The organism is Teichococcus rhizosphaerae (assembly GCF_002631185.1).
Taxonomy (GTDB): domain Bacteria; phylum Pseudomonadota; class Alphaproteobacteria; order Acetobacterales; family Acetobacteraceae; genus Pseudoroseomonas; species Pseudoroseomonas rhizosphaerae.
This window is the reverse complement of sequence record NZ_PDNU01000003.1, coordinates 368847-389450: the sequence shown is the minus strand read 5'-3', so window position 1 is coordinate 389450 and position 20604 is coordinate 368847. Positions and strand designations below refer to the sequence as shown.

Sequence of the window (20604 nt, the reverse complement as noted above, 5' to 3'; positions counted from 1 at the left end):
CCGGCGGGCCCCCGGCGCGGAAGGGCGCCGGGGGAGGATCAAGGAAGAAGGCTCAGGCGAAATGGGCCCAGCGCATGTCCTGCCCGCTGCCGACAGGGCAGAAGCGGATGCCGGCGATGCGCTTCGAATACGGCCCGAACCATTTCGTGTTGTAGATCCAGACGCCGGCCGCATCGTCGAACACCAGCCGCGCCGCCTCCTCGTTCAGCCGCTGGCGCTCCTCCTGGTCGGTGGAGACCAGCGCGCGCTCGATGCGCTTATCCACCTCCGGGTTGCTGTAGTAGGAGACGTTGCCGCCGCCGAGGTAGCGGGAGCCGTACAGCTCGCCCAGCCAGTTGTTGGGGTCGGCGTAGTAGGTGCTCTTCCAGTAGGGCACCATGTCGTATTGCTGGTCCTTGTTGCGCATGCGGGAGGAGACGGTGGGCCAGGGCGCGGATTCGATGCGCGCCTCGATGCCGATCTTGCGCAGGTTGGCCTGGAACACGGACGCCGCCTGTTCCGTCTCGCTGAAGCCCGCCAGTGTGCCGATGGTGATGGGCCGCAGCGGCGCCTTTACCTTCGCCAGCTCCGCCTTCGCCAGCTCGAGGTCGAACTTGTAGCCCTCGATCCCGGGCGGCGCGCCCCACATGTTGTTCGGGATGATGGTGGGGTTGCGCACCACCGAACCCTTCAGCACGTCGTTGATGAAGCCGTCATAGTCGAAGGCATGCACCAGCGCCTTGCGGAAATGGATGTCGTTCATCGGCGCGCGGTCATTGTGGATGCAGAAGTGGAACACCCGCATCGATTCCTGTTCCAGGATCTGCACCGTGTCCGAGGCGCGGAAGCGGTCGATCTGGTCCGGCGTCATGTAGCCGTCCGTGCCATGGTAGTCGCCACGGATCATGCCCAGCACCCGCGTGTTCGTCTCCAGTACCGTGCGGAACTCGATCTCGTCGAGGTATTTCGGCCCCCAGCCGGCGAAGTGGTCGGGGAAGCGCTGGGCGATGAAGCCCACTGCCGGGTCGTAGCGCCGCAGGCGGAAGCTGCCCGTGCCCGCGACGTTGCGCGCCAGCCAGGCGCGGCCCCAGTCGCCGTCGCGCTCGTTGCGCTTCACCAGCTTCGCATTCACCACCGTGATGTCGGGCACCAGCGAGCCGAAGATGGCGGAAGGCTCCTTCAGCCGGAAGCGCACCGTGTGCGGGTCGGCCGCCGTGGTGGCGCCCGGCTCCAGCAGCGGGCGGAACAGCGGCGCGGCGCCGAGGTTCAGCGCCAGGATGCGCTCGATGCTGTAGACCACGTCATCGGCGGTCATCAGGCTGCCGTCGTGGAACTTCACGTCGCGGCGCAGCTTGAACACCCATTCCAGCCCGTCCGCGCTCACCTCGTGGCTTTCGGCGAGCCAGGGGATCAGCTTGGGCGGGTTGTCCACCCAGCGGTACAGCCCGTCATAGAAGTTCAGCCGCACCGCCACGCGCGCGGTGTCGAACACGACATGCGGGTCGAGCGTGTCGAAGTTGCTGTTGTTGGCGTAGACGAAGCGGTTGGCCGCCTGCGCCTCGCGCGGCATGGCGGCGGTGGCCGCGGCGGCGGCGGCAAGCCCGAGGAGGGGCCGCCGGGAGATCGGCATCATCGCAGGCACCTTTCCTTCCGAAGGTTGCGGTCTTGGCGGCATGCCGCCGTCAGGCGATGGGACTTCCCGTCACCGGCAGCACCTGTCCGGTGATCCAGGAGGCGTAGTCGGAAGCGAGGAACAGCACGGCATGGGCAATGTCTCCGGCTCGCCCAGGCGGCGCATGGCGATGCCCTCCACCATGGCGCGCTGCCCCGCCGCGCCATAGGATTCCCATTGCCGCTCATAGTCCGGGCTGGTGCGCAGGAAGCCCGGCGCCACGGCGTTCACCGTGATGCCGAAGCGCCCCAGCTCGTGCCCGAGCTGCCGCACCAGGCCAAGCTGCGCGGCCTTGGCCGTGCCGTAGGACTGGATGCCCGTGCGGCTGACGCCGAGCCCGGCGCGGCTGGAGATGACGACGATCCGCCCGTATCCGGCCGCCTTCATCCCCGGCACCACGGCGCGGGCGGCGAGAAAGGCGCCCTTCACATTGGCGTCCTGGATCGCGTCCCACTCCGCCTCCGTCACCGCATCGAAGGGCTTCGGGCTCTGGCCGCGCACGCCGCCGGCGACATGCACCAGCACATCCGGTGCGCCGGTCGCGGCGACCAGCGCGGCGAAGGCGGCGGCGTCCGTCACGTCGAGCCGGCGCGTCGTCAGGCTGCCGCCCTCGCCCGGCGCCACGCGGCGGGCCAGCGCCGCAAGCTCCGCCTCCAGCAGGTCCGTTGCGACGACCCGCGCGCCGCGCTCCGCGAAGGCGGCCGCGATGCCGCCACCGATGCCGCGCGCCGCACCCGTCACCAGAACCGAGCGCCCCTCGAAGCCGATCCTCATGCGGCGCTCTCCATCGTGGCCAGGTGGCCCATGCGGAAGCTGAGCTGCCGCGCGGCCGCCACCACCAGCCCGATCATCCGCTCGCGGTTGGCGGCGTAGCGCTGGGTGACGACGCCGAGGTTGATCGCCGCCTCGACGCGCCCGCTGCGCGTCCGCACGGGCGCGGCGATGCCGGTGCCGCCCAGCACCATCTCCTCGTCGCTGATGGCATAGCCGTCGCGCCGCGCCGCCTCGATCAGGCCGCGCAGCGCGGCGCTGTCGGTCACGGTGTTGGGCGTCATCTTCTCGGGACGCAGCCGCGCGAGATAGGAATCCACGACGCCGGGCTCGGCGAAGGCGAGCAGCACGCGGCCCATGGCGGTGCAGTAGGCCGGCATCTGCGCCTCGTGCGTGGTGTCGTAGCGCACGGCCTGCAGGCTCACGACCTTGGCGCAGCGCTTCACATCCTGGTTCCGCATGCGCACGCCGAGCACGACGGTCTCGCCGCTCTCGTCGCGCAGCCGCTCCATCACCGGCCGCGCGACCGCGACGAGATGCGCCGTCGGCCCGCCGCTCCAGCCTGGCCCGCTGCGGCAGGCGGGGTTGAGCACGTAGCGGTCCCCTTCCTCGCGCAGCGCGTAGCCACGGCCAACCAGCGTCTGCAACAGGCCGTGCGCGCTGCTGCGCGGAAAGCCGAGCTCCAGCGCGACATCCTTGAGCGAGACGGGCTCCGAGGCGCTGGCGAGGAACTCCAGCAACTCCAGGATACGCCCCGCGGACTTCACTTCCAGATTCATGGACATGAATGTCAATCCCGTTGCTGAACGACGTTCGTTGGCGGAGAGTGTCGGTGTCAAGGCCAAATGAAGCGGGCGTCATCAAGCACGGCGCCGTCGAGGGGAATGCTTCCATGAGCAAGGTTGCGATCGTCACGGGTGGCGCGCGCGGCATCGGGCGCGCCTGCGCCCACGCCCTGGCGCGGCAGGGCTTCGACATCGCGCTGGTGGACCTGCTGGTGCCGGAGATGCAGCGCACGCAAGGCGAGATCGAGGCGCTCGGCCGCAGCGTGTCGATCCACGAGGCGGATGTGTCGGACTTCGCGCGCGCCGGCGAGATCGTCGCGGCGGTGACGCGGCAGCATGGCCGCGTCGACGTGCTGGTGAACAATGCCGGGCGCGGCAACCCCACTGGCATCCTCGACATCACCGAGGAGGAGTTCGACCGCACCATCGCGGTCAACCTCAAGAGCTGCTTCAACTACATCCGCCACGTGGCGCCGCTGATGAAGGCGCAGGGCTCGGGGCGCATCATCAGCATGTCGTCGCTGAACGCGCATTCGGGCGGCGTCACCGCGGCCGTCAGCCGCTTCTCCTACGCCGCCGCCAAGGCCGGCATCCTCGGCATGACGCGCGCGCTCGCCAAGGAGCTGGGGCCGGAGATCCTGGTCAACGCCATCTGCCCCGGCGTGATCGAGACGGAGCTGGGCAACAGCATCACCCGCGCGCGCGGGCCGGAGCTGGCGCGCGGCATCGCGCTGCAGCGTCTCGGCAAGCCGGCGGATGTCGCCAACATCGTGGCCTTCCTCGCCGCCTCGGAGCCCTGCTTCATCACCGGGCAGGACTTCGTCGTGGACGGCTTCCAGTACAACGTCTGACCGCCCGGTGCCGGAAGCCGAACCCCGTCCCCCCTGGGTCGCCGCGCTCGGTGTCGCGCTGCTGATGCAGACGGTGAGCGCCTGCCTGACGCGGGTCTTCCCCGTGCTGGCGCCGGCGCTGACGCAGGCGGCGGGCGTGCCGGAAGGCAGCATCGGCCTGCTCGCCTCGGTGGGCTCGGCCGGCACCATGGCGTGGCTGGTGCTGGGCAACGGGGTGATGGCGCAGCTCGGCGCCGTCCGCACCCTCCAGTTCGGCGCCGTGCTGGGCGTGGCGGGGCTGCTGCTGGCGGTGGCCGGAAGCTGGGCGGCGCTGCTGCTGGCCTCGCTGCTGATCGGGCTGGGCTATGGCCCCTCGCCGCCCGCCGGAAGCGACCTGCTGCGCCGCCACGCGCCGGCGCGGCACCGCTCTCTCGTGTTCTCCATCAAGCAGTCGGGCGTGCCGCTGGGCGGCGCGGTGGCCGGCCTCGCCGTGCCGTTGCTGCTGCTGGGCGGGGACTGGCGCTGGGCCTGCCTGGGCATCGCCCTGCCCGCCCTGGCCGCGACGCTGCTCTCCGAGGTCTTCCGCCGCCGCATCGACCGCCCCGGCCCCGCGCGCTTCTCCCTGCGCGCCGCGCTGCGCCCGGCCCAGATGGCGGCGCCGTTCCGCCTGCTCGTCGCGCAGCGGGGGCTGCTCGGCGTCAGCTATGTCAGCCTCGCCTTCGCGGTGGCGCAGGGCAGCGTCTTCGCCTTCCTGGTCCTCTACCTGACGGCCCGGCACGGGTTCAGCCTGGCCGAGGCGGGCTCGGCCTTCGCCGCCATGCAGGGGGTGGGGGTCGCCGGCCGCATCCTGGTGGGCTGGCTGGCCGACCGGGCGGGTTCCGCGCGCCATGTGCTGGTGATGCTGGCCTTCGCCTCCGCCGCCGTCACCGCCCTGCTCGCGGCGATCGGCCCCGCCTGGCCGGCTGCGGCGGTGGTGGGGCTGAGCGCGCTGGGCGGCATCGCCATCGCCAGCTGGAACGGCGTGTTCATGGCGGAGGTGAGCGGCATGGTGCCGGAGCCGCAGGTGGGCGAGGCCACGGCGGCCACCACCTTCGTCACCTTCATCGGCTATGTGCTGGGCCCGGCGCTGGTCGGGGCCTGCCTGGCGCTGGGCACGGGCTACGGCGCCGCCTTCCTGGCCGTGGCGGCGCTGCCCTTCACCGGCGGGCTGGTGCTGCTGCTGTCGCGCGCCGGCCCCGCCGCCTCCCAACCGGACCGGTAAAGGAGCCGAGGCGGGCACCACCGCAGGATGCCGGGACTGCTCCAGGAATCGCCCCGGTTTACCAGAGCTGACCGAACGCACCACATTGTGGGCCTCATCTTTGGTGCAAGACGGCGGCAGATCGTATACCCTGGCGGTCTCTCGCGCCCGCCGCCGGTGGGCGCCGCACGGCGCAGGCTTAAGATTAGAAATATGGCAACGATCCTGATCCTGGACGACAGGACGACCAACCGGGATATCTTCGCCAGACTCGCCGTGTCGCTCGACAAGGATGTCCGGGTCGAGGCTTTCGGGGACCCGCGCGAGGCGCTGGCCTGGCTGCGCGACAACAGCGCCGACCTGGTGGTCACCGATTTCCGCATGCCGGAAATGGATGGGGCGGAGTTCACCCGCCAGCTTCGTGCCCTTGGCCCCGCCTCCGGCGCCTCGGACGTGCCGGTGATCGTCATCACCGCCTACAATGACCGCGCCTACCGGCTGCGCGCGCTGGAGGCCGGCGCCACGGACTTCCTGCTCAGCCCGGTGGACCATTACGAGTTCATGACGCGGGCGCGCAACCTGCTGCGCATGCGCTGGCAGCAGCAGGTCATCCAGCGCCGCGCCGCCACGCTCGAGCAGGAGCTGGAGGACAGCGCCCGCTCGCAGGAGGAGCTGCTCCGGCACAGCCGCCGCGCCCTGGCGCAGGTGATCGACACCGTGCCGGCCATGATCAGCGCCGCTGACCGCCAGGGGCGCTGCGTCTTCGTCAATGCCTGGCAGGCCCGCTTCTCCGGCTCCACGCCCGACGCCCTGGTGGGCAACGCGGTGGAGGCCCTGTTCGGGCCGGAGCGCGGCCGCCGCTCCCGCGCGCTCGACCTGCTGGTGTTCGAGTCGGGCGAGGCGCTGCCCGGCCGCGAGGAGGAGGCGGTGGACGCCGACGGGCAGGCGCGCATCTTCATCACCACCAAGGCCCCGCTGCGCGGGGTGCGGGGGGAGATCGAATCCGTCCTGACCACCTCCCTCGAGATCACCGACCGCAAGCAGGCCGAGCAGCGCCTGGGCCACCTGGCCCATCACGACACCCTCACCGGCCTGCCCAACCGCGCCTTCCTGCGCAACCGGCTGCGGCGCGAGCTGGCGCGCGGCCGGCGCGGCGACCACATCTTCGCCCTGCTCTTCCTCGACCTCGACCGCTTCAAGCCGGTGAACGACGCCTTCGGCCACCACCTGGGGGACGAGCTGCTGCGCGCCGTGGCCGAGCGGCTGCGCCAGGTGGCGCAGGAGAACGACATCATCGCCCGCCTCGGCGGCGACGAGTTCGCCATCGTGCAGACCGGCATCAGCCAGGCGGAGGAAGCCGCCGCCCTGGCCGAGAAGGTGGTGGCCAGCCTGTCGCAGCCCTTCCATTGCGGCGGCCAGACGCTGACGGTGGGCGCCAGCATCGGCATCACCCTCTACCCGCGCGACGGCACGGACGCCGCAGAGCTGCTGCGCAACGCCGACCTCGCCATGTACCGCGCCAAGGCGGAGGGGCGGAACGGCTGGCGCTTCTTCGCCGCCGCCATGGACGCGCGGGCGCGCGAGGCGATGCAGATCGAGGCGGCGCTGCGCGAGGGGCTCGCGCGCGGCGAGTTCCTGCTGCACTACCAGCCGCAGGTGGATTTGCGCACCGGCCGCATCACCGGCGCGGAGGCGCTGCTGCGCTGGCAGCGCTCCGGCCAGACCCTGATGGGCCCCGGCCGCTTCCTGCCGGTGGCCGAGGAGACGGGGCTGATCGGCCCGATCAACGAATGGGTGCTGGGCGAGGCCTGCCGCCAGGCCGTGCGCTGGCGGGAGGCGGGCCTGCCGCCGATCCGCATGGGGGTGAACCTCTCGCCCGTGCAGTTCCGCCGGCAGGACGTGGCGGCGATCGTGCTCCGGGCGCTGGCCGAGAGCGGTCTGAACCCGGCGCAGCTCGACCTGGAGCTGACCGAGGGCATCCTGATGGAGCAGGCGCCGGAAACGGCGGCGGTGCTGCAGGCGCTGCGCGCCCGCGGCATCCGGATCTCGGTGGACGATTTCGGGACGGGCTACTCCTCCCTGAACTACGTCAAGAACTTCCCGATCGACCGCCTCAAGATCGACCAGTCCTTTGTGCGCGGCATGACCACGGAGCCGAACGACGCGGCCATCGTGCGCACCATCGTGGAGCTCAGCCACATGCTGCGCCTCCAGGTGATCGCGGAAGGGGTGGAGACCGAGGCGCAGCTGCTGCAGCTGAAGGCCGAGGGCTGCGACGAGGTGCAGGGCTTCTACTACAGCGAGGCCGTGCCGCCCGAGCACTTCGCCGAGATGCTGCGCCATCCCGTGGCGCTCCCCCGCGCCACCGTCGCGCAGGATGCCGGGCCGCCCCGGATCGGCGACCTCGTGACCGGCGCCGCCCCGGAGCGCGAGGCCATGGCCCATCCACAGCTGCTGCGCGGACCCTGAGGACGCCATGAGCGCCCCGCCTCCCCGGCGCGGCCTGCTTTCCCGGCTGCGCGAGCGGCTGCGCGGGCGGCCCGACACCGAGCACGAGATGCGGTTCAACGGCCTGATCTTCGCCGTGATCATCATCCTCGTGCTGCTGGCGGACGGCACCGCGGAATCCCGCACCTCGCTGATCGGGATGGCGCTCTACGTCTCGCTGGCGCTCGGCATCCTCGCGCACATCATCGCCTATCCGGGCGTCTGCCGGCCGAGGCGCTTCGCCGCCGTGCTGCTCGATTGCGGCTTCCTGTCCTGGCAGATCTACCTGGGCGGCGAGCCTGTGGCCATGTTCTGGCCCATTTATCTGTGGGTGGTGTTCGGCAACGGCTTCCGCTTCGGCATCGCCTGGCTGCGCATCGCCATGGTGGCGGCTCTGGCGGGCTTCGGCGCCGTCATCCTCACCACGCCCTACTGGTACGGCCAGCCGCATCTGGCGGTGGGGCTGCTGATCGGGCTGCTGATCCTGCCGCTCTACGCCGGCACGCTGATCCGCAAGCTTTCCCTGGCCAAGCAGCAGGCGGAGGAGGCGAACAGCGCCAAGTCGCTCTTCCTGGCCAGCGTCAGCCACGAGCTGCGCACGCCGCTCAACGCCATCATCGGCATGGGCGGCCTGCTGCGCGGCACCAGCCTGGATGACGAGCAGCGGGAGATGACGCGGACGGTGGACAGCGCCGCCCGCTCCCTGCTGGCGCTGATCGACGACATCCTCGACCTGTCCCGCATCGAGGCGGGCCGGATGCCGACCGAGGACGCGCCCTTCGAGGTGGCCGGGCTGCTGACGGAGCTGCGCGCCCTCCTGGCCAGCCAGTGCCTCGACAAGGGGCTGCGCTTCTCCGTCCATGTCAGCGCCCGCACGCCCCTGGTGCTGCGCGGCGACCGGCGGCACCTGCTGGAGGTGCTGCTGAACCTGGCCAGCAACGCCGTGAAGTTCACCACCACCGGCGGCGTGACGGTGGCGCTGGATGCCGGCCCCGCCGCTTCCGGCAGCCGCCAGCTTCGCCTCACCGCCGAGGTGACCGACACCGGCATCGGCATCGCGCCCGAGGCGCAGGAGCGCATCTTCGAGGCCTTCACCCAGGCCGATTCGAGCATCATCAACCGCTTCGGCGGCACCGGGCTGGGCCTCGCCATCTGCCGCCGCCTGGTGGGGCTGATGGGGGGCGAGATCGGTGTCCGCTCCAGCCCGGGCCAGGGCAGCACCTTCCATTTCAGCCTGCCCCTGGAGCCGGCCGAGGCATTGGCACCCTCCGGCCTCGCCGGCCTGGCCGTGGTGCTGCTGGACCCGGCGCCGATCCGCGCCGCCGCGCTGACGGAGACGCTGGCCGGGCTCGGCATCGAGGTCCGCCACGCCACCGTCCCGACCGAGGCCGCCGCCCTGCTGCGCCTGCGCCCCGAAGGGCCGGAGGGGCGCTGCCTGCTGCTCACCTATGGCGGGCCGGGCGCCGCCCTGCCGCCGGAGGCGCCGCTCCATCCGCGCGTGCTGATCACGCCGCTGCCCGAGGCCCTGGCGGCGGAGCCGGCGCGGCGCGACCACGTCACCGCCCTGGCCCCGGAGGCAGGGCCCGAGGAGATCGCGCACGCGCTGCGGCTGGCGCTCGCGCTCGGCGCCCCCCCCGTTGCCGCTCCCTCCCTCGCCAGGGCCGCCGCGGAAGCCACCCCCCGGCCGGCCGCGGGCACAGAAGCGGCGGAAGCCGCCGCCGAGCGGCCGGCCGGCCCCGCGCCCATCGCGCTGCCGGGCCGCAAGCTGCGGGTGCTGGTCGCCGATGACAGCCGGGTGAACCAGCGCGTCGTGGCCAAGATCCTGGAGCGTTCCGGCCACGAGGCGCGGCTGGCCGATGACGGCGATGCCGCGCTCGACATCCTGGAGCAGGAGGCCGACAGCTTCGACCTGGTGCTGATGGACGTGAACATGCCGGGGCTGGACGGCATCGAGGCGACCAAGCTGTTCCGCGTCATGGCGCTGGGGCAGCCGCACCTGCCGATCCTGGCGCTGACGGCCGATGCCACGGAGGAAAGCGCCAGGCGCTGCGCCGAGGCCGGCATGGACGGCCACGTGATCAAGCCCGTGCAGCCGGAGGAGCTGCTCCGCATCGTCGAGGCGAATGCCAGGCCGCCGCGCGGCGGGGCGGCCGGCGCCGCCGCCCCGGTGGCCGACATCGCCTCGCACCCGCGCTTCCGCATGACCAGCCCGGCGCTGGACGCCGAGACGCTGGAGAACCTGCGCAGCCTGGGCGGCGAGGAGTTCGTGGACGGGCTGGCGCGGGACTTCCTGTCGGACGCGGCGCAGCTCATCGAGTCGATCTCGGCCGCCGCCATCGCCGGCGATGCGTCCCGCTTCCACGCGGAGGCGCACGCCCTGCGCAGCAGCGCCGCCAATATCGGTGCCGCCGCGCTGTGCCGGCTTTGCGAGGAATGGCGCAAGATGGGGCGCGAGGCGCTGATGCGCGAGGGGGCGGAGCTCGCGCTGCGCGCCCGCGCCGAGCTGGAACGCACGCGCCGCGCGCTGCTGCAGGAAGTGGACCCGCAAAGTCACCGCGGCTGAACGCCCCTCCCCTGGCGTGCAGCCACGATCGACCCTGGCAGGGATCCGGCCGGCGCGTGGCCCTCACTCCGCCGCGGTGGCCAGACCCGGCGAGCCGAGCGAACCCAGCCGCCGCTCCTGCGCCGCCACCAGGCGGCCCATCTTCTTCAGGTCCGCCTCGCCGAGGTTCATGGCGGCGGCGGCCCACATCTCCACCACGTCGCGCAGCTCCTCCAGCGTCACCGGATTCACCCGCCGGCGGGCGCGGTAGAGGGTGGTGTGGGCGTTGTGCTTGCGGCTGTGGCGGGCGATGTACTCGCGCACCGTCACCTCGCCCTCGCCATCCTCGGCCAGCACGTCCACCACGCCCATGGCATGCAGCTCCTCCGCGCCATACAGGCGGCCGGAGGTGATCATCTCCTCGGCGGCCCGCCGGTCGATGCGGCGCGACAGGAAGCTGTAGGCGCCCATGCCGGGGAACATGTTGAACAGGATCTCGGGCAGGCCGAGCTTGGCGCTGCGCTCGGCCACGATCAGGTCGAAGGACAGGGCGTGCTCGAAGCCGCCGCCCAGCGCGTCGCCCTGCACCAGCGCCATGGTCACCATGGGCAGGCCGAAGGCGATGTGGTTGCGGTGGATGGCCTCGACGGCGATGTGGCCGTAGCGCACCAGCGAGGCATGGTCGCGCGAGCGGATGCGCTCGGCGAAATGGGCGAGGTCGCCGCCGAGATTGTAGATGCCCGGCACCGCCGAGGCCATGACGAACCATTCCGAGGGCGCCTGCCCCGCCGCCACCTGCTCGGCATGGAAGCGCGCCATGATGTCCTGCATGCGGTGGACATCCTGCATCAAGGCCAGCGTGTAGCTCGGCCGGCCCTGCGGGCGCATGGTGCACCAGGCGGTGCGAGTCGCCGCCTCCAGCCGCAGTTCGAGGTTGTCGAGGCGCGCCTCCATCGGCAGCGTGCCGGAAGCGGCGCCGAGGGCGGCGTCGCGGCTGGTGGCGTTGCTGTCGGCCTGCGGGGCGGCGGTGCGATCGAGGTACATGCGGAACTCTCCTGCTGGGCGGCCAGGCCGCCCTGTTGGGCGAGGCACCCATCCGCCGACCGCCGGCAGATGTGATGGCGCAGCTCGCTGGCTCCATCCTAGCCTCCGAAGATGCCCGCGCGCCCGCACCGCTTCGCGGTGGCGTAAATCCGGCCGCCGCAACTTCCCGCAGATGGCGGTGTTTCCTGTTTGTCTCCGCTGCATGACAGGTCACTATGACGCAGATCGACGACGAGCTACTCCGCTGTCTTCCTGATCTCCGTGCCTATGCACGATCTCTGACACGCAACCGTCATGACGCCGACGACCTCGTGCAGGACGCCGTGCTCCGCATCCTCCACGCGGCGGACCGCTACCAGCCGGGCACGAATTTCAAGGCGTGGGCCTTCACCATCCTCCGCAACCGCTTCCTCAACGAGTTCGTGGCCAAGCGCCGGGCGACGCGGGAGTTCGACGAGGGGGAGATGGAGCGCGTTCCCGTGGGGGCGCGGCAGGAGGACGGGCTGGAGCTGTCGGACTTCCAGCGCATCTTCCACCGCCTGCCCGAGGACCAGCGCTCGATCCTGACCCTCGTTTCCGGCTCCAACCTTCCCTATGAGGACGTGGCGCGCGTGCTGAACTGCGCGGTGGGAACGGTGAAGAGCCGGGTGCACCGCGCCCGCTCCGCCCTGCTGGCGCTGCTGGAGGAGGAGAAGCTCCAGCGCGCCGTGCCGCGCCGCCCGCCGCCACCCCGCGCCAGCCTCCGCGCCATGGCCGCGGAGGAGCAGCGCCGGCTGAGCTTCTGAGACGCTCTCCCGGCCCCCTCCTCCCCACCCTGCCCTCTCGGGCGGCGCCTGCCGCCGGGCCCGCTCCGGCTCAGAGCCCGTCGCGCGAGCCATAGGGCGAGGGGCCGTAATAGCCGCGCACCTCGCTGCCCCACCGTTCGTCGGACCAGTCGATCGCCTCGTCCGGCTTGAAGGAGGGAGCCTCGGCGAGCTGCTCCTCGGTGACATCGACCACATAGCCGCCGAGCCCGGTGTCGTAGCGGAGCTGGTCCCAGGGCAGCGGGAAGCGCGACCCGCCGAAGCCCAGGAAGCCGCCGAAGGACAGCACGGCGTATTCCACCCGCCCCCGGACCTTGTCGATCATCAGGGTGGAGATGGAGCCCAGCCGGTTGCCCGAGGTGTCGAAGACCGCCGTGCCCTCGACGCGGTCCGACGAGATCAGCCCGGACGCGCCCCGCTGCGGCGCCTGGCCGCCCGGATCTGTCATTGGCTCTGCCATGGGAAAACCTCCCCTGAGGGTTGCTTGTCTCGGCCAGAACAACGCCATGGCCGGTTCGGGGTTCCAGCTCTGGCGATGCAACTCTCCGGGGGGCGGGGCTTTCTCCCCTCATCACGGGGCCTCACCCCGTGCCGCGAGAGGAGTTCCGCCGGTATGTCCGACACCAACAAAGATATGCCCGCGCGCGAGCGGGTGATCGAACCGCCTCCAGGCCCGCACCAGGCCCCCATGCCGGAGAAGTCGATCCCGACCACCAAGGCCCGCCAGGGCGTCACCTTCGGGCATATGCGCTGGGTGCTGCTGGCGTCGCTGATCCTGGTGATCGTCGCCTTCATCCTGGCCCGGGTCTTCACCGTCTAGGCGGGCCGGCGGCGTGGCCATGGGCTCCATCGCCACGGCCTTGATGAGCATGGCCTTCATCACAGGGAAGTTTTCGGCTGGAACGGCCACGCTGGCCGTTGAACCGGAACTTGGCCACGGCCGGGCGGTTGATGACAAGCCTGGGCCGAGCGGTGCCGGGCACCGTCAACCAATCCTGCCCGCGTGGCATGCCGCGCGGCGCCCCTAGGGAGATTTCCATGCCCCAGTCCCGAACCGGCAGTGGCAAGCAGGGCTTTGCCTCGATGGACGAGGCGAAGCAGCGGACCATTGCCTCCAAGGGCGGCCAGAGCGTGCCGGCGGCCAAGCGCAGCTTCGCGCAGGACCCCGCCCTGGCCGCAGAGGCCGGCCGCAAGGGTGGCCAGGCCGTGCAGGCCGCCGACCGCTCCTTCTCGCGCGACCGCACCCTGGCGGCCCAGGCCGGCCGCAAGGGCGGCCAGGCCACGCATGGCCGCGCCCAGCAGAAGAACCCGCCCGCCGGCGAGAACTGAACCCGAGGCCGGCGCCGCCGCGCCGGTCCCGCCTCGCCCGCAAAGGCCCCACCAGGAGTTCACCATGGCCAGCGAGAGCATCGCGCCCCTGACCACCCGTTCCGCCGCCGACAGCCCTTCCTATGCCCTGCGTGCCGCCCTGGCGGAACGCCTGGCGGCGCACCGCCTTCTGGCGCGGGAGGCGGGGGCGATGCTGACGCGGGCGCTGCCCTACCGCTCCCTGGCCTTCAGACCCGGCATGGCGTCGCCGCCCGCCAAGGCCCCGGGTGTGGCCTGAGCCGGAGGAGGATGTCCGACATGTCCAACGCAAGCCCGCCCCCCCGTCCGCCACGCGGCGAGGCTGAGACCCAGGTGCCCGAGGGACAGCGCGACCGGAAGCAGGCGCAACTCACGCCGGAAACGCCGGCCCAGGGCGTGGCGCCCGAGGAGCCCGCCAAGGCCCCGCCCCCGCCGCAACCCGAGCCGCCCTCGCAGGGCACGGCGCATGAGAACGAGCCGGAGCCGAAGCCGCTTCCCGCCTCGGCGCAGCAGCAATTGCCGGAAGCCAAGTACGGCAAGGGCGACCCGGTGAATCCGCCACCCGAGACGGTGAAGCGCTGACACCCCGGCGGCGGGAGCGAAGCCTCCGCCGCTGCTTCCTGGCGCGGCCGCGAGCGCCCTCGCCTGGCGGTGGCCATCCACCGCCCCCGGGCGGCTCCGGGACCGGAACCCTGCGGCTCCGATCAAGCCGTCCGGCAAGCTGGAACGATCGATGCCCCCAGGCGTTGTTGCGGCAGAGCGGCCGCGCCCGGCGCGGCTTCCGGACAGTGGAGACCAGCATGAAGACAATCGAGGACAGGCTCGTCGCCGCCGCCGATGGGATCAAGCCCTCGGCCCTCAAGACGCTGAGCGCCTATCTGCATGACAGCCACCGCGGCTACGACCAGGGCCGCCACCTGACGCATGACCGCTTCCTGCGCATCGAGTTCACCGAGCTCGCGGAGAAGCGGGAGAAGATGGCGCAGGACGTGGACGCCCTGCTCCGCCAGCATGACGAGGTCCCGAGCAAGGAAGGCAGCACCCTGGGCGCCGCCCACCGCGCCTTCCTCGACCTGAAGGGCGCGCTGTTCGGCCAGGGGCGCCAGCGGGTGCTGCGCGAGGTGGTGCGCGGCGAGTCGGCGCTGGAGGATGCCTATGACGCGGTCCTCTCCGGCGATCTGCCGCCCGAGACCCGCCAGTTCCTGCAGCGCCAGCACCGGCAGGTGCGCGCCACCCGCGACCGCTACGCCGCCATGCTGGACGACAGCGACGAGCCGCGGGACAACGCCCTGGCCCTGCAGGGCGACGGTCTGATCGCGCGCTTCAACCGCCTGACCCACCCGGTGACGAGCAACCCCATCCTCTCGGCCATTGTTGTCACGGCCGTCTCGGCGCTGACCGCCCGGCTGCTCAGGAGCCGCTCCTCCTACCGCTACCGCTGACAAGGGAGGCGGGGGAGGCAAGCCCCTCCCCCTTGGGCTTTTCCCCCTTCGGGCTCCGGTTCAGGCGGCCAGCAGGTGCAGGGAGAACAGACCCTCCGGGTCCTGCCACACCGCCTCGCTCCGCCAGCCGGTTTCCTGCGCCATGGCCTGGAACGCCTCCGGCGCGCGCTTGTAGCTGTTCTCGGTGTGGATGGTCTCGCCCGCCTCGAAGCGGACGCTCTCCCCGGCCACGGAAACGGTCTGCGCGGCGAGGCTGCGGAGATGCATCTCGATCCGGCTTTCCGCCGCGTTCCACACCGCCTGGTGCGCGAAGCCCGCCAGGTTGAAATCGGCCGCCGCCTCGCGGTTCAGCCGGTGCAGCAGGTTCATGTTGAAGGCGGCGGTGACGCCGGCGGCGTCGTCATAGGCGGGCACCAGCACATCGGGCGATTTCGGCAGGTCCACCCCCACCAGGAAGCGCGCCCCCTGCCCCAGCGAGGCACGCACCGCGCGGAGGAAGTCGAGCGCCGCGCCGGTGTCGAGGTTGCCGATGGTCGAGCCGGGAAAGAAGCCCAGCAGCGGCGCAGGCAGCAATGGCAGCGCGATGCGCCCGTTGAAGTCGCAGACCTGAGGGTGCACCGCGACTCCCGGGAAGCGCGCGCGGATCTCGCGGGCCGAGGCGCGCACCGCGCCCTCGGCGATGTCGAGCGGCACATAGGCAGCCGGTGCCTCCAGGGCCGAAAGCAGCAGCGCCGCCTTGGTGGCCGAGCCCGCGCCATATTCCACCACCGACGCGCCACGGCCGACATGCGCCCGCAGCTCCGGCCCCACCCGCTTCAGCAGCGCCAGCTCGGTGCGGGTGACATAGTATTCCGGCAGGGTGGTGATGGCCTCGAACAGCCGGCACCCTTCCGGGTCGTAGAGCAGGTGGGGCGGCAGCGTCTTGCGCGGCGCGGTCAGGCCGCGCAGCACCGTCTCGGCAATCAGCGGGTCGAAGGCGGAAGCGGCGGCGGGGGCAACGGCGCGCATGCGGTTCACAGCTCCTCGGCGAGGCGCAGGCCGGTGAACTGCCAGCGCTTGTCGGGGTGGAAGAAGTTGCGGTAGGTCAGCCGGGCATGGCCGGGCGGCGTGGCCAGCGAGCCGCCGCGCAGCACCATGGTGTTGATCATGAACTTGCCGTTGTACTCGCCGACCGCGCCGGGCGGCGGGCGGAAGCCCGGATAGGGGCGGTAGGCGCTGCCGGTCCATTCCCAGACGAAGCGGCCGGCATCCTCCAGCAGGCGGCGCCGGGCGGCGGTCTCCCATTCCTCCTCGGTCGGCAGGCGCTTGCCGGCCCAGCGGGCAAAGGCATCCGCCTCGTACCAGCTGACATGCCGCACCGGCGCCACAGGGTCGAGCGGGCGCAGGCCGCCGGGCGTCATCTGCCACCACTGGCTGTCCCGCTTCTCCCAGTGGAGCGGCGCCTCCCAGCCTTCCTGCTGCGCCGCGGCCCAGCCCTCGGCCATCCAGAGCAGCGGCTGGCGGTACCCGCCATCGGCGATGAAGGCGCACCATTCGGCGTTGCGCACGAGCTGGGAGCTGATGCGGCCCGCCGGCACCAGCGCGTCGTGGCAGGGCCGCTCATTGTCGAAGGCGAAGCCGGAATGCAGCGCGCCGATGCGGACGATGCCGCCTTCCAGCGGCTGCATCGCCGCCGTCTCGCGCGAGGGGGCCGGCGGCTCCCGCCAGTCCGGCAGCATGGCCGGCCGCAGCGGGTTGAAGGAAAAGGCGTGCAGCAGGTCGGTGACCAGCAGCTCCTGGTGCTGCTGCTCGTGCTGCAGGCCGAGCTCGACGAGTTCCGCCAGCTCCGGCGCCGCCTCGCGCTCCAGCAGGCGCTCCATCGCCGCGTCCACATGCGCGCGGTAGGCGCCCACCTCGGTGGCGGAGGGGCGGGTGAGCAGGCCGCGATGCGGCCTGGCGTGGCGCGGGCCGACCTGCTCGTAATAGGAGTTGAAGAGATAGGAGAAGCGCCCGTCGAACGCCTCGTAGCCGGGCAGGTTCGGCCCCAGGACGAACTGCTCGAAGAACCAGGTGGTGTGCGCCCGGTGCCACTTGGCCGGGCTCGCATCCGGCATGGACTGGATGCACTGGTCCTCGTCGCTGAGGGCGGCGGCGAGGTGGTCCGTGTGCCGGCGCACCTGCCGCCAGCGCGCGACAAGGGCGATGTCCTCCGTCAGCGCCGCGCTCAGCATCGGCGGATGGTCCGCCGGCGGGATGGATGGCCGGGGCGGAACGCAGGCATGGTTGCCCTCCCTCATGCGGCTGACCGGAGGCGGCTGGTCAGGGGGCTAACACGCGCCTGCGCGGGTGGTTGCCACGCCGGGGCCTTTCCTTGCGCAACCCTCGGCGCCACGCTGCGTTGCCGAACCCGACAGCCCTCCCCCGCTCCCGGCGAAAAAGGACGCATCTCTCTTGCCTGATGCCGCTCTCCCCAACGCCATCTATTATGTGAACCCGCTTGCCATCGGCCCGCTCAACGGTTGGGATTCGGAGTTCGAGCGCATCGCCGCGCTGGGCTTCGACAGCGTGGCCCTGGCGCCGCCCTTCGAGCCCGGCACCGGAGGCGACCTCTTCCAGACGCGCGACCACGCCCGGCTCCACCCGGCACTGGGCGGCGGGGAGGCGCTGGCGGGCTTGCGGAGCCTGGCCGAGGCGGCCAGGGCGCGGGGACTTTCCCTGCTGCTCGACCTGCCGACACGGCGCATGGCGCGCGACGCCCTGCCGTTGCGGCACAACCATGGCTGGCAGGAGCGTGGCACCGAGCCCGACGCGCCGCCCGACCCCCGTGCCGAGCCCGGCGTGGCGCTGGCCAGCCCCGCGCCGGAGGGGCTGAAGGCCTGGTGGGCGGAACGGCTGGAGGAATGGGCGCTGGCCGGTATCGCCGGCTTCCGCTGCGTCTCGCCCGGCATGGGCGCCGGCTTCTGGGAGCAGGTGATCGGGGCGACGCGGCAGGCCGTGCCGGGGGCGGCCTTCATCGCCTGGGCACCCGGCCTGCCCGCCGGCGCGGTGCCGGAGCTGAGGGATGCGGGCTTCGACCTGATCGCCTCATCCCTGCCCTGGTGGGACTTCTCCGCCGGCTGGTGGCAGGACGAGGCCGGCCGCCTCGGCGCCGTGGCGCCGCTGCTCGCCGCGCCCGAGGCGCCCTTCGCCCCGCGCCTGGCCGCGCGTCACCCCGACCGCGCCGAGGCCGGCCGGGCCGCGCTGCGCGCGCTGCGCTTCGCCGCCCTGTCCGGCACGGCCTGGATGCTGCCGATGGGCTACGAATACGGCGCCATCCACCGCATGGGGCATGGCGCGGGCGAGGCGCGGGCCTTCGCCGCGCTGCGCCAGTCGCCGCGCCTCGACCTGTCCGCCGCGGTGCGCGAGGCCAATGCCGAGCGCGCCCGCCTGCCGGCGGCGCGGGGCCGCGCCACGCCCACCCCGCTCTCCGCCCCCCGCGCGCCCGTGGCGCTGCTGCGCGAGGCGGGCGCGAAGCGCATGGTGGTTCTGGCCAACCCGTCGCTGCGCCGGCCCGCGCGGCTTTCCGCCGCGCAGGTCATCGGCCTCCTGCCGCGCCCCGGCAGCCTGCCTGAAAACGCCATCACCCCCGAGGGGCGCCTCGAGCTGGCGCCGGGAGAGGTCCGCAGCATGCCGATCGACGACGTGGCCGAGATCCGCCTGAAGCTGCGGGACGAGAAGGAGGCGGTGGGCCAGGCGGTGGCCGCGCCCCGCATCGCCATCGAGAACATCCAGCCTTCCGTGGACATGGGCCGCTTCCCGGTGAAGCGCCCGGTGGGCCAGGCGGTGATCGTCACCGCCGACGTGTTCACCGAGGGGCATGGCAAGATCGCCGTCCGCCTGCTGTGGCGCACCGCCGATGCCGATGGCTGGCGCGAGCTGCCGATGGTTCACACGGTGAACGACATCTACACCGCCGCCTTCGTGCCCGAGCGGATCGGCCGCCACGAATACACGGTGGAGGCCTGGGTCGACCACTACGCCGCCTTCCGCGACGAGATCGCCAAGAAGCACGCGGCCGGCGTGCGCATCGTGCTGGAGCGGCAGGAGGGGCTGATCCAACTCGAGGAGGCGAAGCGTGTCCTGAGCGGCGCCGAGGCGGAGGCGATGGCCGGCCTCATCGCGCAGATCCGCGGGGCGGACGACGCGACGGCGGTCGCCCTGTTCACCGCGCCCGAGACGGTGCGGCTGATGACCCTGGCCGACAGCCGCCCCTTCCGGGTGCGCGAGGCCGCGATGCCGCTCGACGTGGAGCGGCGCGGCGCCGGCTTCTCCTCCTGGTACGAGATCTTTCCCCGCTCCCAGAGCGGCGACGCCAACCGCCACGGCACCTTCGACGACGTGATCCGCGCCCTTCCGCGCGTGCGCGACATGGGCTTCGACGTGCTCTACTTCCCGCCCATCCACCCGATCGGGAAGAAGAACCGCAAGGGCCGCAACAACACCCTGACGCCGGGGCCGGACGATCCTGGCAGCCCCTACGCCATCGGCGCGCCGGAGGGCGGGCATGACGCGCTGCATCCCGAGCTTGGCACCTTCGAGGATTTCCGCCGCCTGCGGGACGCCGCCACGCAGCACGGGCTGGAGCTGGCGCTCGACTTCGCCATCCAGTGCTCGCCCGACCATCCGTGGCTGAAGGAGCACCCCGAGTGGTTCGACTGGCGGCCCGACGGCTCCATCCGCTACGCCGAGAACCCGCCCAAGAAGTACGAGGACATCGTCAACGTCGATTTCTACAAGCCGGGCGCCATGCCGGCGCTGTGGCTGACGCTGCGCGACGTCGTGCTGTTCTGGGTGAAGCAGGGCGTGAAGCTGTTCCGTGTGGACAACCCGCACACCAAGCCGCTCCCCTTCTGGGAATGGATGATCGGCGAGGTGCGGGCGCGCGACCCGGAGGTGGTGTTCCTGTCCGAGGCCTTCACCCGCCCCAAGGTGATGTACCGGCTGGCCAAGGTGGGCTTCGGCCAGTCCTACACCTACTTCACCTGGCGCAACACCGCCTGGGAGATGCGGCAATATCTGGAGGAGCTGAACCAGGCGCCGGTGCGGGACTTCTTCAAGCCGCATTTCTTCGTCAACACGCCGGACATCAACCCGGTCTTCCTGCAGAACAGCGGGCGGCCCGGCCACCTGATCCGCGCCGCGCTGGCGGCCACGCTGTCCGGGCTGTGGGGCGTCTATAACGGCTTCGAGCTGTGCGAGGCGCGCCCCGTCCCGGGCAAGGAGGAGTATCTCGACAGCGAGAAGTACGAGATCAAGGTCTGGGACTATGACCGCCCCGGCAACATCACCGGCGAGATCACCGCGCTGAACCGCATCCGCCGGCAGAACCCGGCGCTGCAGACCCATCTCGGCGTCACCTTCCTCCGCTCCAACCACGACGGCATCCTGCTCTACGTGAAGATGACGCCGGAAAAGGAGAACGTGATCCTCGTCGCCGTCTCGATGGACCCGCAGCAGCCGCTGGAGACGCATGCCGAGCTGCCGCAATACGCGATGGGCCTGCCCGATGGCGCGCCCCTCGTGGTGGAAAACCTGATGCAGGGCGGCGAGGAGGTCTGGCACGGCACGCACCGCCACCTCCGCCTCGACCCGCATTCCATGCCCTTCGCCATCTGGCGCGTCCGCGCCGCCGACAAGGCCTGAT

18 protein-coding genes are annotated in these 20604 nt (G+C 71.8%); 11 read left to right on the top strand and 7 right to left on the bottom strand.

Annotation, left to right across the window (positions count from 1 at the left end; translation table 11 throughout):
• Positions 1-52: 52 nt before the first annotated feature.
• The 3 genes from CR162_RS04175 to CR162_RS04165 form a co-directional block, all read right to left on the bottom strand.
• Entirely contained in the window at positions 53-1612 is a 1560-nt protein-coding gene (locus CR162_RS04175) for an ABC transporter substrate-binding protein (RefSeq protein WP_099094259.1), read from the bottom strand.
• A gap of 69 nt (positions 1613-1681) precedes the next feature.
• Positions 1682-2425 carry an SDR family NAD(P)-dependent oxidoreductase gene (locus tag CR162_RS04170; protein WP_367604088.1) on the bottom strand — a complete coding sequence of 248 codons (744 nt, stop codon included), beginning with the start codon at positions 2423-2425 and terminating at the stop codon, positions 1682-1684.
• On the bottom strand, positions 2422-3207 hold the full coding sequence (locus CR162_RS04165; RefSeq protein ID WP_099094258.1) for an IclR family transcriptional regulator: 786 nt from the start codon (positions 3205-3207) through the stop codon (positions 2422-2424). The genes CR162_RS04170 and CR162_RS04165 overlap by 4 nt, the downstream gene beginning before the upstream one ends.
• Positions 3208-3314: 107 nt before the next feature.
• On the opposite strand from CR162_RS04165, the gene CR162_RS04160 reads away from it, so the two are divergent.
• From CR162_RS04160 to CR162_RS04145, 4 genes are all read left to right on the top strand, one after another.
• On the top strand, positions 3315-4058 hold the full coding sequence (locus CR162_RS04160; protein WP_099094257.1) for an SDR family NAD(P)-dependent oxidoreductase: 744 nt from the start codon (positions 3315-3317) through the stop codon (positions 4056-4058).
• A gap of 7 nt (positions 4059-4065) precedes the next feature.
• Positions 4066-5298, top strand: a complete 1233-nt coding sequence (locus CR162_RS04155) for an MFS transporter (RefSeq protein ID WP_176559708.1) — start codon at positions 4066-4068, stop codon at positions 5296-5298.
• Between the two features lie 192 nt (positions 5299-5490).
• A complete protein-coding gene (locus CR162_RS04150; RefSeq protein ID WP_099094255.1) occupies positions 5491-7746 on the top strand; it encodes a two-component system response regulator in 2256 nt (751 codons plus the stop codon).
• 7 nt (positions 7747-7753) lie between these two features.
• Positions 7754-10327, top strand: coding sequence for a hybrid sensor histidine kinase/response regulator (locus CR162_RS04145; protein ID WP_099094254.1), 2574 nt, complete (start codon positions 7754-7756; stop codon positions 10325-10327).
• A 63-nt stretch (positions 10328-10390) separates the two neighbouring features.
• Here the strand turns inward: CR162_RS04145 and CR162_RS04140 are convergent, their stop codons facing one another.
• On the bottom strand, positions 10391-11350 hold the full coding sequence (locus tag CR162_RS04140; RefSeq protein WP_099094253.1) for a crotonase/enoyl-CoA hydratase family protein: 960 nt from the start codon (positions 11348-11350) through the stop codon (positions 10391-10393).
• Between the two features lie 215 nt (positions 11351-11565).
• Between CR162_RS04140 and CR162_RS04135 the strand changes: the two genes are divergently transcribed.
• The gene (locus CR162_RS04135) at positions 11566-12135 is read left to right on the top strand and encodes a sigma-70 family RNA polymerase sigma factor (protein WP_099094252.1); all 570 of its coding nucleotides are present in this window, start codon (positions 11566-11568) and stop codon (positions 12133-12135) included.
• Positions 12136-12205: 70 nt separating this feature from the next.
• Here CR162_RS04135 and CR162_RS04130 read toward each other — a convergent pair whose 3' ends face one another.
• A complete protein-coding gene (locus CR162_RS04130) occupies positions 12206-12613 on the bottom strand; it encodes a PRC-barrel domain-containing protein (protein WP_245870113.1) in 408 nt (135 codons plus the stop codon).
• A 153-nt stretch (positions 12614-12766) separates the two neighbouring features.
• Between CR162_RS04130 and CR162_RS04125 the strand changes: the two genes are divergently transcribed.
• From CR162_RS04125 to CR162_RS04105, 5 genes are all read left to right on the top strand, one after another.
• Positions 12767-12973, top strand: a complete 207-nt coding sequence (locus CR162_RS04125) for a hypothetical protein (RefSeq protein ID WP_099094250.1) — start codon at positions 12767-12769, stop codon at positions 12971-12973.
• Between the two features lie 218 nt (positions 12974-13191).
• Positions 13192-13482 carry a con-10 family general stress protein gene (locus CR162_RS04120; protein WP_245870112.1) on the top strand — a complete coding sequence of 97 codons (291 nt, stop codon included), beginning with the start codon at positions 13192-13194 and terminating at the stop codon, positions 13480-13482.
• A 64-nt stretch (positions 13483-13546) separates the two neighbouring features.
• Positions 13547-13759 (top strand): hypothetical protein, encoded by a 213-nt coding sequence (locus tag CR162_RS04115; protein WP_099094248.1) that lies wholly within the window; start codon positions 13547-13549, stop codon positions 13757-13759.
• A gap of 20 nt (positions 13760-13779) precedes the next feature.
• On the top strand, positions 13780-14082 hold the full coding sequence (locus tag CR162_RS04110; RefSeq protein ID WP_099094247.1) for a hypothetical protein: 303 nt from the start codon (positions 13780-13782) through the stop codon (positions 14080-14082).
• A gap of 218 nt (positions 14083-14300) precedes the next feature.
• The gene (locus tag CR162_RS04105) at positions 14301-14942 is read left to right on the top strand and encodes a PA2169 family four-helix-bundle protein (protein WP_141563065.1); all 642 of its coding nucleotides are present in this window, start codon (positions 14301-14303) and stop codon (positions 14940-14942) included.
• A 60-nt stretch (positions 14943-15002) separates the two neighbouring features.
• Here the strand turns inward: CR162_RS04105 and egtD are convergent, their stop codons facing one another.
• On the bottom strand, positions 15003-15950 hold the full coding sequence (gene egtD / locus CR162_RS04100) for an L-histidine N(alpha)-methyltransferase (RefSeq protein WP_099094245.1): 948 nt from the start codon (positions 15948-15950) through the stop codon (positions 15003-15005).
• A 5-nt stretch (positions 15951-15955) separates the two neighbouring features.
• Positions 15956-17152, bottom strand: a complete 1197-nt coding sequence (egtB, locus tag CR162_RS04095) for an ergothioneine biosynthesis protein EgtB (protein ID WP_245870111.1) — start codon at positions 17150-17152, stop codon at positions 15956-15958.
• A gap of 220 nt (positions 17153-17372) precedes the next feature.
• Here egtB and CR162_RS04090 point away from each other — a divergent pair, with 220 nt between their 5' ends.
• A complete protein-coding gene (locus CR162_RS04090; protein WP_099094243.1) occupies positions 17373-20603 on the top strand; it encodes a maltotransferase domain-containing protein in 3231 nt (1076 codons plus the stop codon).
• Position 20604: the final 1 nt, after the last annotated feature.

Bases quoted from the DNA above. Each gene is read 5' to 3' on its own strand.
- CR162_RS04175 (WP_099094259.1), bottom strand. From the start codon at position 1,612: ATGATGCCGATCTCCCGGCGGCCCCTCCTCGGGCTTGCCGCCGCCGCC.
- CR162_RS04170 (WP_367604088.1), bottom strand. From the start codon at position 2,425: ATGAGGATCGGCTTCGAGGGGCGCTCGGTTCTGGTGACGGGTGCGGCG.
- CR162_RS04165 (WP_099094258.1), bottom strand. From the start codon at position 3,207: ATGTCCATGAATCTGGAAGTGAAGTCCGCGGGGCGTATCCTGGAGTTG.
- CR162_RS04160 (WP_099094257.1), top strand. From the start codon at position 3,315: ATGAGCAAGGTTGCGATCGTCACGGGTGGCGCGCGCGGCATCGGGCGC.
- CR162_RS04150 (WP_099094255.1), top strand. From the start codon at position 5,491: ATGGCAACGATCCTGATCCTGGACGACAGGACGACCAACCGGGATATC.
- CR162_RS04145 (WP_099094254.1), top strand. From the start codon at position 7,754: ATGAGCGCCCCGCCTCCCCGGCGCGGCCTGCTTTCCCGGCTGCGCGAG.
- CR162_RS04140 (WP_099094253.1), bottom strand. From the start codon at position 11,350: ATGTACCTCGATCGCACCGCCGCCCCGCAGGCCGACAGCAACGCCACC.
- CR162_RS04135 (WP_099094252.1), top strand. From the start codon at position 11,566: ATGACGCAGATCGACGACGAGCTACTCCGCTGTCTTCCTGATCTCCGT.
- CR162_RS04130 (WP_245870113.1), bottom strand. From the start codon at position 12,613: ATGGCAGAGCCAATGACAGATCCGGGCGGCCAGGCGCCGCAGCGGGGC.
- CR162_RS04125 (WP_099094250.1), top strand. From the start codon at position 12,767: ATGTCCGACACCAACAAAGATATGCCCGCGCGCGAGCGGGTGATCGAA.
- CR162_RS04120 (WP_245870112.1), top strand. From the start codon at position 13,192: ATGCCCCAGTCCCGAACCGGCAGTGGCAAGCAGGGCTTTGCCTCGATG.
- CR162_RS04115 (WP_099094248.1), top strand. From the start codon at position 13,547: ATGGCCAGCGAGAGCATCGCGCCCCTGACCACCCGTTCCGCCGCCGAC.
- CR162_RS04110 (WP_099094247.1), top strand. From the start codon at position 13,780: ATGTCCAACGCAAGCCCGCCCCCCCGTCCGCCACGCGGCGAGGCTGAG.
- CR162_RS04105 (WP_141563065.1), top strand. From the start codon at position 14,301: ATGAAGACAATCGAGGACAGGCTCGTCGCCGCCGCCGATGGGATCAAG.
- egtD (WP_099094245.1), bottom strand. From the start codon at position 15,950: ATGCGCGCCGTTGCCCCCGCCGCCGCTTCCGCCTTCGACCCGCTGATT.
- egtB (WP_245870111.1), bottom strand. From the start codon at position 17,152: ATGCTGAGCGCGGCGCTGACGGAGGACATCGCCCTTGTCGCGCGCTGG.